Source organism: Streptomyces sp. NPDC005141, from assembly GCF_053599975.1.
On record NZ_JBSFYW010000038.1, the window covers coordinates 38,462 to 53,074 of the forward strand.

Here is a 14,613-nt window from a genome sequence, read left to right on the forward strand (position 1 = left end):
CACGGCTATGCCCTTTCTTCCGGCTGCCCGGCCTCTTCTTGCCCCGTTCGCTCGGCCTGTTGTGCGCCGGGGGTGCGGACGAGCACGAACCGTGTGCGGCGGCGCAGGGTGAACCCGATCGACTCGTAGAGCCGGATCGCGTTCGTGTTGTCGGCGGCGGCGTGGAGGAAGGGGATGTCCCCGCGTTCCCTGATGCCCGCCGCGACCGCGCGGACCAGGCGGGTGGCCAGGCCTCGGCCTCGGTGGTCGGGGTGGGTGCACACCGCGCTGATCTCGGTCCAGCCCGGCGGGCGGAGTCGTTCGCCGGCCAGGGCGATCAGCCTGCCGCCCTCCCGGATGCCCAGGTAGGTGCCGAGTTCGACGGTGCGGGGCAGGAAGGGGCCCGGCCGGGTGAGGGCGATCAGGTCGAGGATCTCGGGCACGTCGGCGAGGCCGAGCCGTACGGCTTCGGGCGCGGGCTCACTGTCCAGCGCGGTGGCGGTCAACTGGACCCCGTAGCCGCTCTGTTCGATCGTCCAGCCGTCGGGCACGTCCTGGACCGCGGTGACCGGGGTGACCCGGCCCGGTCCGACGAGTTCGGCCAGGTCGTCCCACGAGCGGGGGTCGGCGGGGTCGGCGAGGGCGGTGAACGGGGACACGTCCGTGGGGTAGCGGGCGGCCCGGCCGAGGCGCTCGGCGAGGTGGGTGTGCGGACCCGTCAGCGCGGCCCAGGCCGCGTTGTCGAGGATGTGCGGTGCGGTCGGGCTCGGGGAGGGTCCGGGGTGGACGCTGGTGGACATGGCGGTGCGGGTTCTCCGTATCTGGAACGCGGCCGGACGCGCCCCGGGACTCCGCCGCGGCGCGGCGGAGTCCCTTGAGGTGGGGCGGTGGTTCAGGAGTTGTCGAGCGGCAGGCCGGGCGGGTTGACCTGGGAGGTGTCGACGGCCTCGTTGGAGAGGTTCCAGGCGTCCAGCCACTTGCCGTACTGGCCGTTCTTGATCAGGTAGTTGATCGCGTCGGCGACCGGCTTGGCGAGCCCGCTGTCCTTCTTCGAGGTGGCGGCTATCAAGCCCTGGAGCGTCGCGCCGGCGCCGGAGAACTTGCCCGCGTTGCGCGTCGGGTTGGGGGTCTTGGCGGTCTGGGTGATGTGGTAGGCGATACCGGGGTTGGGGCCGAAGGAGACGTCGATCTTTCCGCTGGACAGCGCCAGGGCCGTGGCGTTGTTGTCCTGGTAGTACTTGAGGTTGAGCTTCTTGCCTTCCTTGGCCAGCTTCGTCTTCCACTCCAGGAGGATCTTCTCCTGGTTGGTGCCGGCGCTCACCGCGACGGTCTTGCCGGCCAGGTTCCGGTAGTCGTCGTCGAAGTTCCAGGTGCTCTTCTTCGGGACCTCGAAGCCGAGGTTGTCCTGCCGGTAGGAGGCGAACTCGTACTTCTTCTTGCGCTCCTCGGTGTCGGTGACGTTGGAGAAGGCCACGTCGACCTTGCCGCTGTCGATGCCGACGAACAGGTTCTCCCAGGTCGAGTTCTTCACCTCCGGCTTCAGCCCGAGGACCGCGGCCACCAGCCGGCCGAGGTCGGGTTCGGCGCCGGTCAGCGTCTTCTGGTCATCGCCCACGAAGGCCAGCGGCGCGAACCCCGCGGGCAGGGCGCCGACGCCGATCCGCAGCGTGCCGCTCTTGGCGACGGACTTGGGCAGCTCGGCGCTGATCGATTTCACCTCGGCGACCTTCAACTCGGTCTCCTCTCCTGCGCCGTTGGAGAGCGCGCCGACCGTGACCGATCCGGCCGAGGCGCCCTCGGTCCGGGTGGCGGCGTCGCTGTCACCCCCGCACGCGGCGAGCCCGGCGGCGAGGGAGGCGACGGCCGCGGTGGCGGTGACGCCGCGAAGAATTCTGCTGTTCAGGGTGAGGGTGCGCATGGCTTTCCTTGTCGGGTGGGTGCGGTGAGGGTGTGGGGGGCGCGGTCCCTGCGGGCCGCGAAATCGGTGGACGTGCGTGACGGCGCACGATGGAGCGCGAGTTCGGAGGTCGGTGCCGGGCGATGCGGCCTCGTCCACCGCCGGCGGCTTGGGCGCAGGCCGGTGCTGACGGGCCGCGCTGTCCGCCCGTCGGCCCGTGGGTCAGAGGACCTTGCTCAGGAAGTCCCTGGTGCGCTCCTGCTGCGGATGGTCCAACACCTTTGCGGGCGGACCCTGTTCGACGATCCGGCCGTCGTCCATGAACACGACCCGGTCGGCGATCTCTCGGGCGAAGCCGATCTCGTGCGTGACGATGACGAGGGTGGTGCCGCTCCTGGCCAGGTCCTTGATGACTTCGAGTACCTCACCGACCAGTTCGGGGTCGAGCGCCGAGGTCGGCTCGTCGAAGAGGATGACGCCCGGCCGCAGGGCGAGGGCGCGGGCGATGGCGACGCGCTGCTGCTGACCGCCCGACAACTGCCGCGGGTAGGCGCCGGTCCTGTCCGCCAGCCCCACGCGGCCGAGCAGATCCCGGGCCAGTTCCTGAGCCTCCGGCTTGGACAGCTTTCCGGTGGCAACCGGGGCCGCGGCCACGTTGTCCAGCACGGTCAGGTGCGGGAAGAGATTGAAGTTCTGGAAGACGAACCCGATCCGGCTGCGCTGTCCCAGGATGGCCCGCTCGCTCAACTCCTTGAGACGCTCGCCGTGCCGGCGCACGCCGATCAGCTCACCGTTCAGGCTGACGTGACCGATCTCGGGCTTCTCCAGATGGTTGATCACCCGAAGGAGAGTGGACTTGCCGGATCCGGACGGTCCGAGGATGACCGTGACCTCTCCGGGACGCATCGTCAACTCCACACCGTCCAGGACCTGGTGGGCGCCGTACCACTTGTGGACGTCGTGCACCTCGACCGCGGCGGGTTGGATGTCGAGCGCTCCGATGATCTCGGCCGCCGCCGTGTCGGCCACCTGGTCCTCCGGGACCGTCCTGGTCTTCACCGTCGTCCGACGGGCTTCGCCGGTCATATCGCCGTCTCCCTCCGGACCCGGGCCCGCACGTCGCGCAGACCGTTCCGTACCTTCTGCAGTGGGGTCGGCGGCAGGGTGCGCAGCGCGCCCCGCGAGTAGTGCCGCTCGACGTAGAACTGGATGACGGACACGACGCTGGTGAGGATCAGGTACCAGGCGGTGGCGACGAGGAGCAGCGGCACGATGTCACCTGGGTAGGTGCTGCCCATGGTCTGCACAGAGCCGAACAGGTCCAGCAGGGACACGTAGAAGACCAGCGAGGTGCCCTTGATCAGGCCGATCAACTGGTTGACGTAGTTGGGGGTGATGGAGCGCAGCGCCTGCGGGAGGACGATCCTCGCGAACTGGTAGCGCTTCGGCAGGCCGAGGGCGGAGGCCGCCTCGTGCTGGCCCTGGTCGACGGAGAGGATTCCGCCGCGCACCACTTCGGAGGCGTACGCCGCTTCGTTCAGGCTCAGTCCGATGACGGCGACCGCCATGTCGGTGGCCAGGCGGGACTCGTCGAAGGTGAAGAAGGCCGGACCGAACGGCACACCGACGCTCAACGTCTGGTACAGCGCGCTGAAGTTGTACAGGAACAGCAGGACGACGATGAGCGGTACCGAGCGGAACAGCCAGGTGTAGACCCAGCTCACCGCGCGCAGCACCGGACTCGGGGAGAGCCGGGCCAGCGCCAGCAGGACGCCACCCAGCAAGCCCAACACCGCACTGTAGATGGCGACTTCGAGGGTGATGAGCAGGCCGTCGAGGATCGTCGGGCGCAGGAACCAGTACTGGAAGCGGTCCCACTGGTAGAAGGGGTTGGTCACCAGGCCGTGGGTGATCTGGGCGACCAGCACGAGCACGACGGCCGTGATGATCCAGCGGCCGGGGCGCCGGAGCGGAAGGACCCGCTGAGCCGCGAGGGGCTTCGGAGCGGCGGGGACGTCGGGACGGGGGATCGCCTCGGCGGGCGGCGCTGATCCGGAGGACACAGCTATGCCCGGAGATTCACTCATGGAGAGCTCCAGCGGATTCGGACACCCCGGACCACGGCGAACGGCAGCGTGACGCGCAGCCGGAACGGCTCGGCACGACACGAGGGCACGGGCGCACAGGGAAACGGGGGCTGGACGGAGAAGGGGCACACCGCTACAGCGGTGGTCGTCAGCGGTTCAGCGGAAGAGCCGTCAGCCTTGACAGAGGGTGCGACACACGGCCGTACACAGCGCGCTGTTGACACGCAGCAGGTCGACGGAGCGGTCGGCGCACAGCACCACGCGGCCGAGGCGCCGCCATGCGGTCGTCCCATCAGCTGCGTGCATCGCCGTCACCATCGTTTCTCCGGTCCTGGGGCATTCCGTTGTGGGCCGCACGTTAGGCCCGCCCCGAAAAGAATGTCAATGCGGGTGCCCACCAGGTGAGACCGCGTGCCCGGCCTTCTTGACGGCATCACAGAGCGCACCGAGACTGGCGTGGACGGTCACGATTGTCAGCGCCCACGGTGCGGGTTCGTCCCGCTCCTGTGGTCATCGGCCCCGGCCCGCTGACAGGCAACCCTTCCACCGCGACGGGGTGCCCCGGGTGACGACCGGGTCCCGCCGGCGCGGCGGGGCAAGCGTGGTCTCGCGTCTCGCGAGCCCCGGAGTAGGACCGGTGGGGAATGCCCAAGAACGGCTTGACGAGGCGCCTGCACATCGATCTGTTGCGTGTCTCCAGCGCTTACTGATCCGCAGCCGGTCCGTTCGATCCGGACCGGTGCGACGAGCGCAGTCGTTCCGCATTCGGCCGCTGGTGCCCACAAGGCGGCGGTGGCTTCCTCGTTCCCCAAGGGAGAGTCATGCCCGAGACAGCTTCGCGCACTTCCAGCACGGCCAACTCACGTCCCTGTGACCAGGTTTCGTCCCCCTCGGAGCTTCGCATCGAGGTGGCGACATCCTCCGCCCGCCCCCACCGTGTCGACAGCCGCATCGGCGTCGGCCTGGCCGGCGGCTTCTACCCCGCACCGCACCGCTACGAGCTGTATCTGTCGGAGAGTTGTCCGCTCTCGCTGCGCATCGCGATCACCCTCGACCTGCTCGGTCTGAAGGACTCCGTGGCCACCACGCTCCTGACGCGCCCCACCGAGACACCTGACGCCTTCACCTCGCTGCGCCGTGCCTACGAGGCCACCGAGCACCACTACGACGGACCGCTGACGGCGCCCGCGCTGTGCGACCGGTGGAGCGGACGCATCGTCAGCAACCATACCCCCGACATCCTCCGCGATCTCGCGGGTCTGCTCTCCGGTCACGGCGCGGGTTGCCCTTCGACGCTGCGCCCGCCGGCCCTCGCCGCGGACATCGAGGCTCTCCGCGACCTGCTGGACCGCGACGTCACCCCGTCCGCCCAGCCCTCGGAACTCTCCGCGGCCCTGGAGTTGCTGGACTGCCAACTCGCCTCGCGGCCCCATGTTCTGGGCGAGACCCTGACGGCGGCGGACGTTGACGTGTGGGTGGCCCTCAGTCAACTGGACCCTGAGGGAACCCTCCGCTCGTTCCCCCGGCTCCTGGACTACGTACGCCGTCTGGGCGACCACCCCGCCTTCCGGGGCGGAGGCAGCGCCCGGCGGCGGTGAGGAGTCCGTAAGGCCCGTCCGGCCGGGTGAGCGGCCTGCTCACCCGTCCGGCTGAACGGGGAACCGGTCGCTGGGGCCCGGTGTCCGGACCGTTCAGCCGCGTGGGGTCAGTACGACGCCCGCGCCCTTCAGGGTCGAGGTCCACTCCCGGCCCTGGTCAACGGTCTTCCCCGGAGACCTCGCCTGCCCGCCGCACAGAGCGCCGGCCGGGACGGTCCACCGGTCTGCCCGCGTCCACGTGCGGTCCGCCGACGTTCGGCGCAGTCTATGAGCGTAGGAGAGCTACACCCAGACCACACGTCCGGCGGTCATAAGGAATGGCGATGGCTGACACAGGCGCGTCGACACCGCCGTCGGTGGCGCAGCGCAGGATTCTCGCCCCGCTCGCCCTCGCACAGTTCATCTGCAGCTTCGCCGGCTCCAACATGAACGTGATGATCAACGACATCAGCGAGGACCTCGACACCACCGTGCAGGGTGTGCAGATCGCGATCACGATCTTCCTGCTCGTCATGGCCGCGCTGATGATTCCCGGCGGCAAGCTGACGGACCGCTACGGCCGCAAACGCTGCTTCCTCGCCGGCCTGACGGTGTACGGGATCGGCGCGTTGCTGAGTGCCGTCTCCCCCGGCCTGGGTGTTCTCATCCTCGGCAACTCGATTCTCGAAGGCGTCGGAACGGCGCTGCTCATCCCGCCCGTCTACATCCTCACGACTCTTCTCTTCAACGACATGAACTCCCGCGCCCGCGCCTTCGGCGCAATCATGGCGCTGGGCGGCATCGGTGCGGCGGCGGGTCCGCTCATCGGCGGGCTCATCACCTCGTGGATCAGCTGGCGGGCCGCCTTCGTGTTCCAGGCCCTGATCATCGCCCTGATCATCGTGCTGAGCCGCCACCTCGAGGACCCGCTGTCCCCGGATCCGACACGCCCCTTCGACACCGTCGGAGCCGTCCTGTCGGCCACCGGCCTGGTCCTCATCGTCATGGGCATCCTGGCCGCCGACAACAACGTCTGGCTGATGACCGGCCTGCTCGCCCTCGGAGCGCTGACCCTGCTGTGGTTCTTCCGCTCCGTGCGTGCCCGCGAGTCGGCCGGCAAGGAACCGCTGCTGTCCACCAGCCTGTTCCGCAACCGCACTTCCAACCTCGGCCTCATCACCCAGAACATCCAATGGCTGTTGCTCATGGGATCGTCGTTCACCGTGGCCGCCTACCTCCAAGCGGTGCGCGGTTACGACGCCATCGCGACCGGTGTCATCTTCACGGCCGCCACGCTCGGTCTGCTCGCCACCTCCCTGGCCGCCGAACGACTCGCCCGGCGGTACCCCCAACGCACCCTGATCATCGCGGGCTTCGCCGTCTCGATCGCCGGCGTCGTCGTCCTGATCGCCATGGTCAACAGCTTCTCCAGCCCCTGGTCCTTCGCTCCCGGGCTCCTCCTGCTCGGACTGGGCCTCGGCGTGATGCTGACCCCGTCGGTCAACATCGTCCAGTCGAGCTTCACGGAGGACCGTCAGGGCGAGATCTCCGGCCTGTCCCGCAGTGTGTCGAACCTCGGCTCCTCGCTGGGCACCGCCGTCGCCGGCACGATCCTCGTGGCCGGGTTCACCACCCGCTCGTACGCCGCGGCCATGGTCACCCTCGCCGTGCTCGGGGTCATCGGACTCACGGCGGCGGCGCTCCTTCCCGGAAGCACCGGCAGCGCGCGCGGCACGGCGGGCACCCGGGCACGGAACGACGCCTGAATCCTGGAGCGGGTGCCGAACTGCCCCACACGAGAAGGGCAGTTCCGCTGAGCTCTGCCACCGGAACGTGCCCACAGCGCGAGCCGGCACGGGCACTGCGCCCGAACGAGATCGACGTCACCGTCACCGTCCTCGCTCCCGGCTACGCCTGCGAGCACGACACGGTGGTCTGGGGGGGGTCGACGACCAGGGCGACCGGGTTCCCGTCCTCACCCTTCAGTGGAACCGGGAGATGACCCTGCACCCGGGCAACGCGCTGGTCCTCGTGAACCTCAGCGGCTCGGCCCGGCCGCACAGGGTCAAGGCCTACACGGCCAAGGGCGAGATCAAGCCCTGCGTCCCGGTGAGGCCCGCCGCGCCGCGGAACGACTAGCGAGCCCTCCGCGATCGGGGTTCGCCGCCCGATCGGCCGAAGTACGGCGCGAGCCGCACGGCGGACGGCACACGGCGGACGGCACACGGCGGACGGCGGACAGCGGGCGCCGCACGGCATACGGCGGACGGTCACGTCGGGAGCCGGTCGTCGCGGTCGTCCTCGCCATGTCGAGGACGACCGCGGCCCGCCCACTACGCACAACCGCTGATCAGCGTGTAGTCAATCCCGGCGAAAGCCGCCTCATCAGCGCGTGTCCCTTGTTCCGCCGCCCCGCGGCCGCACTTCGATGGGCACAGCGAAGGCTTCGCGAACCCGGACGGACCACCGGACCCGCCTCCTCCCTCCATATGTCCTCTTCATGTCCTCTTCCCCGCATGCCCCGCGCATGTGCGTGACCCCTGCATGCCCTCCACATGCCCGCCTCACGGCCGGCCTTACGAACCCCTCACCACACAGGACTCGGTCCAGGTATGGAACTCCATGGAACCCGCACTTCCCGTTCCTCCGCCGCTGGAGCGGCGCCCCTCCGTTCCGTCGCATCCCTCCGCGTCCGACGGGCCCGCCGCTCCGTCGCGGTCGGGCTGGCTGGACGCGCTGCGCGGCATCGCCGCACTTCTCGTCGCGTTCGACCACTCGTCGTACGCCTTCATGGCGGAACTCCGCGGGCAGGTGATGCCCGAAGTGAACATCGGCCGGTACGGCGTCATGGTGTTCTTCCTCGTGAGCGGCTACGTCATCCCCGCGTCGCTCGAACGCCGGGGCTGCGTCCGGACCTTCTGGGTCGGACGGTTCTTCCGCATCTACCCGCTGTGGGCCGCCGTCGTCGGCTCGGTCATGGCCCTCGCCCTGCTGGGCATCGCGGACCAGCACGCGCGTTTCGCCGGGCTGAATCCCGCGACCGTGGCCTTCGCCCATGTGACCCTGCTCCAGGAGCTGCTCGGAACGCCCAGTGTCGTTCTCGTCCTGTGGACGCTCTCGTACGAGATGGCCTTCTATCTGCTGGTCGTCGCCCTCTTCACGGTCCGTCTGCACCGGTGTTCGGCCACCGTCGCCGTCGGCCTGGGCGTGCTGGCCGCCGTGAGCGTGGCGGCGGGGGTCGTGCCGCCGGCCTCCGCGCTGTCCGCCGCGGTCGGCGCCGGCCCGCTGGTCGCGCTCGCCACGACGGTCCTGGTGATCGCCATCTGCTGCGCGAGTTCGGGGTCGCCCGCGCTTCGGGTGTTCGGAGGCATGGCGGGGGGCGTCCTGGCGCTGGTCCTGGTTACGTTCAACGGCACGGTTCCCCTCTGGGAAGGCCTGGTGATCCTCGCGGTGATGTTCCTCGGCAGCGCCGTCCATCGGGCGGAACGGGGTGAGAGCACCTGGCTGGGCACGGCCTTCACGGCCGTCGTCGTGCTGATCTGCGCGGTGGGAAGCGGGTACGGGCACGGCGACGGGGCCCATTTCGCGCGGCGCGGCTGGATCGCGGCCTTCCTGCTGGCCGTGCTCACCTTCGGTGCCGGTCTGGCGTTGCGCCGCCTCCGGTTCCCGCGCTGGCTGACGGGACTGGGAACGATCAGTTACTCGGTCTACCTGGTGCATCCGGTACTGCTGGCGGTGAGCGACAGCACGATCGGCCGGTGGCGGCGGGACAGTCTCGTACTCGAAGCGGCGTTCTTCGCCGTGCTGTTGCCGCTGTCCGTGGTGACTCATCGCCGGATCGAAGCGCCGGGCCGGGCCCGGGGCCGAAAGGGGGTCCGCCGGATACGGCAGTCGTGACCACATCGGCGCGTCTTCCGTAGGAGACATGACGCGCCACAAGGCCGAGGCGGACTGTCGGCGCACAGAGCCGTGCGTGTTCTCCTGCGACACTCTCCCGGCCCGGAACGAACGGGAATCGGGCGGCAACCTTTTCGCTTCCCGCGGCCACTGATGGGCACACCATCGGCTCGATCCTCCGAACGGACACGCATGAAGGAAACGAGGCAGGCCGCGCGCCGCCGCAGGCACCGGCTCCGGTTGTTGACCGTCACCCCGGTGGCAGTGATCGCGGCGGCCGCTCTCGTCTTCCTGGTCGTGGCGGTCCGCCCAGGCCACCAGGCCGATGCGGGGCACGCCGCGGACGCGACCGCCACCGGTTCCCGAGGGACCGCCACGTCCGAGCGGGGGGCACCGTCCGGGCCGGCGTCCCCGACGGCGCCCCGGTCGCCGAGTGCGACGGCTTCCCCGTCCGCGGCGGCCGGTGCCAGCGGCGCGCCGGCGCGGCCGCCGGCCTCGGCCACCTCCCGGACCGCGGCCTCCGTGGCATCGCGGGCGGGACGGATTCGCCCCGGGGTCGGCTACCGGGGAGTGGCCACCACGTACGACGCCGGGAACGGCGACGGCGCCTGCTCGTTCGGCCCGAGCGCCGACGTCATGACCGCGGCGATGAACCACACCGACTACGAGACGTCCAAGGCGTGCGGAGCGTACGTCCTCGTCCGCGCGGCCGGCGGAGCGTCCGTCACGGTCCGGATCACCAACGAATGCCCCCTGCCCTGCGCCCCCGGGCAGCTCGACCTCAGCGCCGAGGCCTTCGCCGAACTCGCCAGTCCTTCGGCGGGCCGGATCCCGATCACGTGGAAGCTGCTGAGCCCCAGCGTCTCCGGCACGATCGCGGTCCGGTACAAGAGCGGGTCCAGCCGCTGGTGGTGCGCGATCCAAGCGATCGGCCACCGGAATCCGGTGGCCCGGCTCGAGCTCCGCACCGCTGACGGATGGCGACGGCTGCCCCGAACCGACTACAACTACTTCCTCGCCGAGGACGGAGCCGGATGTGGGGGCACGATCAGGATCACCGACATCTACGGTGAACGCCTGACCGTCGGCGGGTTGGCGGTGCGACCCGACACCGTTCAACCGACCCGGCTCCAGTTCGCCCGGCACTGAACCGTTCCGGACGGGCTACTCCGCGTTCTGGCCGCAGCCCACACCCGCGCCGGCCGAAGGCGGCCGAGGCGGGGAGGGGAGGGTGACGGAACCACTGGCCGTGACGACCTTGCCCGTGACGGCGTTGCCCGTGACGACCTCGGGTGCCCGGTCGGGAGCGGCCGGCTTGCGGAGCAGGAGCAGAGCCGCGTCGTCGTGCAGGCGGCCGCCCACATGGCTCTGGAGCTCGGCTTCGAGCGCGGCGAGGGTGGACGCAGGCTCGTCGGACACATGCCGGGCCAGTCCTTCGGCGAGGGCGTAGAACTCGCGGCCGTGGTCGCGTGCCTCGGTGACCCCGTCGGTGTAGAGCAGGAGCTGATCACCGTCGGCCAGGGGCAGTACCTGGAGGCTCGGGGTCTCACCCGTGAGGGCCCGCAGCCCGAGAGGCGGAGCGGGGTGGACGGGGTCCACCGAGGAGACGCTTCCGGACGCGCGCACATGGAGCGGCGGTGCGTGTCCGCAGTTGACGACCTCCAGCCGGCCCGGCTCCGGGTACCCGGCGACCACGGCGGTGACGAAGTCGTCGTACCCCAGGTTGCGCGCCAGACTCCGCTCGATCCTCGCGACGACGGCGAGGAGATCGGGCTCGTCGTAGGCGGCCTCGCGGAAGACGCCGAGCACGAGCGCGGCCGTGCCCACGGCCGGCAGCCCCTTGCCGCGGACATCGCCGATGATCATTCGGACTCCGTAGGGCGTGGGCACCAGCGCGTAGAGATCCCCGCCGATCCGGGCCTCCGCCGCGGCGGCGCTGTAGCGGACGGCCACCTGGAACGGCCCGACACTCGACGGTATGGGCGCGAGGAGCGCATGCTGGGCCGCCTCGGCGACCGAACGGACAGCGGCGAGGACCCGCTCCCGACGCCAGCGCAGCGCACTGGCCAGGGCACTCGCCAGGGTCACGGCCGCCAGCGCGGACAGAACGGCAGCGAGCTCGTCACCCGGGACGCCGTCCCGGGTTCCGAGCATCACGCTCAGCGCCGCGGCCAGGAGGCCGACACAGAGGACTCCGTACGGCCTGCTGGTGGTGGCCGCCAGCGCGGGCCCCGCCGCGAGCAGCGGCAGCCAGACCACGCCCGCTCCGCCGGCCAGGTCGACCAGCACGATGGCGCCGACGATCAGTAAGGGCAGTACGGGGGTACCGAAGGCGAGATGGGCGGCGGCGCGCTTGCGGCCCGCCGCCCCGGAACCGACGCTCCGGTTCCAGAACGTCCGTTTCCGCCAGTGCTCGCTACCGTGCTCTCGGGCCTGACTCATGTTCGTCCGCAGTCCTCACCTGGGTTCATCCCTGAAATGTCCGATTTACTCAGGAAAGACGTTCGAGGCGGGCACCACAAGCACAGGGATTTCAGATAGTGAGCGACAGGCCCCTCGTCACGCGATTCGCGGTGGGGATCAGCCGGGTCAGGACCGCCTCGAGCCGGGGCAGCCGATCGGCGGGGAGCGAGACACCGAGCGAGCCGAGTGTGTCGCCGCTGTAGACGGGCACGGCGACGCAGACCGTGCCGAGAGCGTACTCCTCCAGGTCCGTGACGGCCGGGGCCACGGGCGAGGAGGCCAGCCGCCGCAGCAGTTCCGGACGGCTGGTGATGGTGCGCGGCGTCAGGTCGGGCAGGGCGTGCCGGGCGAGGTAGTCGTTGCGGGATTCCTCGTCCAGTTCTCGCAGGACGGACTTGCCCAGCGCGGTGGCGTGGCCCGCGTCCTCGAATCCGACCCAGAGGTCGACCCTGGGTGCCCGGGGGCCGTCGACGATCTCGGCGACCCTGATCTCGCCCTCCTCGTAGAAGGTGAGGTAGGCGGCGGTCGCGAGTTCGTCACGCAGAGCGGCGAGTGCGGGGCGGACACGGCTGAGCAGCGCCTGATCGCGGCCCCGGGTGTGCAGCGTCTGCACCTTGTCGCCCAGGATGAATCCGCCGTCGTCGAGCTTGCGTATGTAGCCGTCGTGGACCAGGGTCCGCAGCAGGTGATAGGCGGTGGCCAGAGGCAGGTCCGTCTCGCGTGCCAGCTGCTTGGCGGGCGCGCCGTTCTCGTGTGCGCTCACCGCCTCCATGAGGCGGAAGGCCCGCTGAACGGATGTGATGAGCGTCGGGCCGTCGCGAGCTCCCATGCCACCAGCGTGCGCCGAGGTCACGAGACAGGCAAGGCGTCACCGGACACACCGCCCTTCCGGCGGTCCCTCGCCTCCCGGCCGCGGGTGATCCGGTCGAGACCGGCGGCGGCCGGAGACTCAGCCGCCGCCGGTCTCGTGGCGGGCGAGGCCGGTGCCGCCGAGGCGGCCGAGGAGCCCGGCGAGCCGGGCCGCCTCCTCCTTGGTCCACGGCGGCTCGGCGAAGATCTCCTCGGCGACGTGATCGGCGGTGACGAGCATCTCCGCCAGCCGCTCCCGGCCGGTCTCCGTCAGCGCCGCGTAGGCCACCCTGGCGTCACGGGCGTCCGCGTCCCGCCTGACGAGCCCGATGCGCTCCAGGGGTACGAGCCCTCGGGTGACACCGGAGGCCGTCAGCCCCAGCGCCTCGGCCAGGTCCACCCGGCGCATGCGGTCGCCCGGGGCCTGGGACAGACGCAGCAGCATCGTGAAATCGGCCAGGCTCACCCCGTGCAGCCCGCCGAGGCTCGCGTCGAACCGCTTCACCAGGGTGGCCTGCGCCCTGACCAGGCGCAGTGCCGCGTCCAGTTCACTACTCATTGACACCTCCTTGACCACTCAAGCATATCGGGAGCATGAGTCGCCGATGAGGTACGAGGGGTCAGGGGGTGTTCTGGACGCTCTGGGCGATGGCCCGCCGCTGCCGTTTGCCGAGGGGTGCCTGGGAGAGGTCCTCGCCCTGGGACCTGAGCCTCTTGAAGCCGTAGCCCCGCTCGGTCAGCCAGCCGGTCGCCGCTGTTTCGGCGCGTTCGACCGCCTCCAGGATGTCCTCCTCCGCTTCTCCGGAGTCCAGGAAGCGGAAGGTGAAGGCCGGCCGGGCGGCCAGGTCGTAGCTGAGGTGCCCCTCGGGGGTGAAGGACGCCTGCAGGACGTCATGCTCCAAGGCGCGGGCCAGAAGGTCCGCGCGCTGGTCGGCGGTGAGCCCGTCGAAGACTCCGCGAACGGTGATACGGAAAGTGCGTGTGGTCATCGGGCGAGCCTAACCAGCGGGAACACCGGGTTCCACCTCGTTTCCGGCGGGGTCGCCGTCAGCGGAAACCGGCACGGGGCGGAGCACCAGCGGAAGCTGGCACGGTGCGGACCGGGAGCGGAGTGGTCGCGCCCGGTCCGTCCTCACTCCCCGTGCGGAGCACTCAGTGGTGGTGGCAGTCCCAGTGGCCCTTGACCCACACGTGGTCCCAGTGGGCGGGAACGTAGACCCACTTGGCCTTCCACTCGTGGCTGTGATGGCCGTGGCGCCAGGTGTCGTGGTGGACCCACTTCTTCTCCCAGTGCCCCGGAACCCACTTCTTCTCCCAGTGGCCCTTCTTCCACTCGCAGCGGTCGTGGTGATCATGGTGGTCACCGGTCACCACTGAAGGCGCGGACGCCGGTGCCGGAGCCGCGGCGGCCGTACCGGACATGCCCAGTGCGGCACCGCCGGCCAGCAGACCCGTCGCGGCCGCCCCGGCCAGCAGCCGCCGGACGCTGATGCGTGTGGTCATCGGACTCACCTCCCTCGAAAACGTGATGGACATGCACAACGGGAGCCGGTGTCACGGGTGTTCGCGCCGAACCTGTCGGTACGTTCCGAGGCTCACGATGTGCGGAACACAAGGTATTCGGAGCCATGAAAGGTACGTATGAGGATAGACCCGCATAAATTTTTGGTGCGAGTTTTCGAGAGGAGAGGACCGTGGCCGGTCGCCCCGCGCCGGGACTCGTCGCCGGGTGCGACGACATCGCGGCGCCCCCTGCTCATACGCGGGGCCGGGTGTCTACGAATACAGGGTGACGACATCCGCTCCGTACGCGACGGCGGGCGGTGACGACGCCGTTCGGCGCGGCCCTGGCGGCGCGGCGACC

General features: G+C 70.2%; 15 protein-coding genes and 1 riboswitch. Of the genes, 6 read left to right on the forward strand and 9 right to left on the reverse strand.

The features are described from left to right. Nucleotides 1-5: 5 nt before the first annotated feature. The 4 genes from ACWD68_RS26600 to ACWD68_RS26615 form a co-directional block, all read right to left on the reverse strand. Nucleotides 6-779 (reverse strand): GNAT family N-acetyltransferase, encoded by a 774-nt coding sequence (locus ACWD68_RS26600; RefSeq protein ID WP_451808977.1) that lies wholly within the window; start codon nucleotides 777-779, stop codon nucleotides 6-8. 92 nt (nucleotides 780-871) lie between these two features. After that, nucleotides 872-1,897: an ABC transporter substrate-binding protein gene (locus tag ACWD68_RS26605; protein WP_451808978.1), complete on the reverse strand. Its 1,026-nt coding sequence runs from the start codon at nucleotides 1,895-1,897 to the stop codon at nucleotides 872-874. Nucleotides 1,898-2,098: 201 nt separating this feature from the next. Beyond that, nucleotides 2,099-2,863: an amino acid ABC transporter ATP-binding protein gene (locus ACWD68_RS26610; protein WP_451809015.1), complete on the reverse strand. Its 765-nt coding sequence runs from the start codon at nucleotides 2,861-2,863 to the stop codon at nucleotides 2,099-2,101. Between the two features lie 95 nt (nucleotides 2,864-2,958). Then, nucleotides 2,959-3,963, reverse strand: a complete 1,005-nt coding sequence (locus tag ACWD68_RS26615) for an amino acid ABC transporter permease (protein WP_451808979.1) — start codon at nucleotides 3,961-3,963, stop codon at nucleotides 2,959-2,961. 462 nt (nucleotides 3,964-4,425) lie between these two features. After that, a riboswitch (SAM riboswitch) is annotated at nucleotides 4,426-4,571 on the forward strand. 36 nt (nucleotides 4,572-4,607) lie between these two features. Here ACWD68_RS26615 and ACWD68_RS26620 point away from each other — a divergent pair. The 6 genes from ACWD68_RS26620 to ACWD68_RS26645 all read left to right on the forward strand — a co-directional run bounded on the left by ACWD68_RS26620 (nucleotide 4,608) and on the right by ACWD68_RS26645 (nucleotide 10,586). Beyond that, nucleotides 4,608-4,673, forward strand: coding sequence for a putative leader peptide (locus tag ACWD68_RS26620; protein ID WP_376231329.1), 66 nt, complete (start codon nucleotides 4,608-4,610; stop codon nucleotides 4,671-4,673). A gap of 198 nt (nucleotides 4,674-4,871) precedes the next feature. Then, the gene (locus ACWD68_RS26625) at nucleotides 4,872-5,561 is read left to right on the forward strand and encodes a glutathione S-transferase C-terminal domain-containing protein (RefSeq protein WP_451808980.1); all 690 of its coding nucleotides are present in this window, start codon (nucleotides 4,872-4,874) and stop codon (nucleotides 5,559-5,561) included. A 323-nt stretch (nucleotides 5,562-5,884) separates the two neighbouring features. After that, complete coding sequence (locus tag ACWD68_RS26630) at nucleotides 5,885-7,306, forward strand: MFS transporter (protein WP_451808981.1); 1,422 nt, start codon at nucleotides 5,885-5,887, stop codon at nucleotides 7,304-7,306. 232 nt (nucleotides 7,307-7,538) lie between these two features. Beyond that, nucleotides 7,539-7,679 carry a hypothetical protein gene (locus ACWD68_RS26635; RefSeq protein ID WP_451808982.1) on the forward strand — a complete coding sequence of 47 codons (141 nt, stop codon included), beginning with the start codon at nucleotides 7,539-7,541 and terminating at the stop codon, nucleotides 7,677-7,679. Between the two features lie 483 nt (nucleotides 7,680-8,162). Beyond that, on the forward strand, nucleotides 8,163-9,437 hold the full coding sequence (locus ACWD68_RS26640) for an acyltransferase family protein (RefSeq protein WP_451808983.1): 1,275 nt from the start codon (nucleotides 8,163-8,165) through the stop codon (nucleotides 9,435-9,437). Nucleotides 9,438-9,629: 192 nt separating this feature from the next. Further along, nucleotides 9,630-10,586 carry an expansin EXLX1 family cellulose-binding protein gene (locus tag ACWD68_RS26645; RefSeq protein ID WP_451808984.1) on the forward strand — a complete coding sequence of 319 codons (957 nt, stop codon included), beginning with the start codon at nucleotides 9,630-9,632 and terminating at the stop codon, nucleotides 10,584-10,586. Nucleotides 10,587-10,601: 15 nt separating this feature from the next. Here the strand turns inward: ACWD68_RS26645 and ACWD68_RS26650 are convergent, their stop codons facing one another. The 5 genes from ACWD68_RS26650 to ACWD68_RS26670 all read right to left on the reverse strand — a co-directional run bounded on the left by ACWD68_RS26650 (nucleotide 10,602) and on the right by ACWD68_RS26670 (nucleotide 14,252). Further along, on the reverse strand, nucleotides 10,602-11,879 hold the full coding sequence (locus ACWD68_RS26650) for a PP2C family protein-serine/threonine phosphatase (protein WP_451808985.1): 1,278 nt from the start codon (nucleotides 11,877-11,879) through the stop codon (nucleotides 10,602-10,604). Between the two features lie 91 nt (nucleotides 11,880-11,970). After that, nucleotides 11,971-12,729, reverse strand: coding sequence for an IclR family transcriptional regulator (locus ACWD68_RS26655; protein WP_451808986.1), 759 nt, complete (start codon nucleotides 12,727-12,729; stop codon nucleotides 11,971-11,973). A 120-nt stretch (nucleotides 12,730-12,849) separates the two neighbouring features. Further along, nucleotides 12,850-13,308 (reverse strand): MarR family transcriptional regulator, encoded by a 459-nt coding sequence (locus tag ACWD68_RS26660; protein ID WP_451808987.1) that lies wholly within the window; start codon nucleotides 13,306-13,308, stop codon nucleotides 12,850-12,852. Nucleotides 13,309-13,369: 61 nt separating this feature from the next. After that, nucleotides 13,370-13,738: a DUF6204 family protein gene (locus ACWD68_RS26665; protein WP_451808988.1), complete on the reverse strand. Its 369-nt coding sequence runs from the start codon at nucleotides 13,736-13,738 to the stop codon at nucleotides 13,370-13,372. A 163-nt stretch (nucleotides 13,739-13,901) separates the two neighbouring features. Continuing rightward, a complete protein-coding gene (locus ACWD68_RS26670; RefSeq protein ID WP_451808989.1) occupies nucleotides 13,902-14,252 on the reverse strand; it encodes a hypothetical protein in 351 nt (116 codons plus the stop codon). Between the last annotated feature and the right edge of the window lie 361 nt (nucleotides 14,253-14,613).

Coding starts and splice junctions, on each gene's coding strand:
- ACWD68_RS26655 (WP_451808986.1), bottom strand. CDS start 12,729: ATGGGAGCTCGCGACGGCCCGACGCTCATCACATCCGTTCAGCGGGCC.
- ACWD68_RS26605 (WP_451808978.1), bottom strand. CDS start 1,897: ATGCGCACCCTCACCCTGAACAGCAGAATTCTTCGCGGCGTCACCGCC.
- ACWD68_RS26635 (WP_451808982.1), top strand. CDS start 7,539: ATGACCCTGCACCCGGGCAACGCGCTGGTCCTCGTGAACCTCAGCGGC.
- ACWD68_RS26645 (WP_451808984.1), top strand. CDS start 9,630: ATGAAGGAAACGAGGCAGGCCGCGCGCCGCCGCAGGCACCGGCTCCGG.
- ACWD68_RS26650 (WP_451808985.1), bottom strand. CDS start 11,879: ATGAGTCAGGCCCGAGAGCACGGTAGCGAGCACTGGCGGAAACGGACG.
- ACWD68_RS26630 (WP_451808981.1), top strand. CDS start 5,885: ATGGCTGACACAGGCGCGTCGACACCGCCGTCGGTGGCGCAGCGCAGG.
- ACWD68_RS26665 (WP_451808988.1), bottom strand. CDS start 13,738: ATGACCACACGCACTTTCCGTATCACCGTTCGCGGAGTCTTCGACGGG.
- ACWD68_RS26615 (WP_451808979.1), bottom strand. CDS start 3,963: ATGAGTGAATCTCCGGGCATAGCTGTGTCCTCCGGATCAGCGCCGCCC.
- ACWD68_RS26600 (WP_451808977.1), bottom strand. CDS start 779: ATGTCCACCAGCGTCCACCCCGGACCCTCCCCGAGCCCGACCGCACCG.
- ACWD68_RS26660 (WP_451808987.1), bottom strand. CDS start 13,308: ATGAGTAGTGAACTGGACGCGGCACTGCGCCTGGTCAGGGCGCAGGCC.
- ACWD68_RS26670 (WP_451808989.1), bottom strand. CDS start 14,252: ATGACCACACGCATCAGCGTCCGGCGGCTGCTGGCCGGGGCGGCCGCG.
- ACWD68_RS26640 (WP_451808983.1), top strand. CDS start 8,163: ATGGAACCCGCACTTCCCGTTCCTCCGCCGCTGGAGCGGCGCCCCTCC.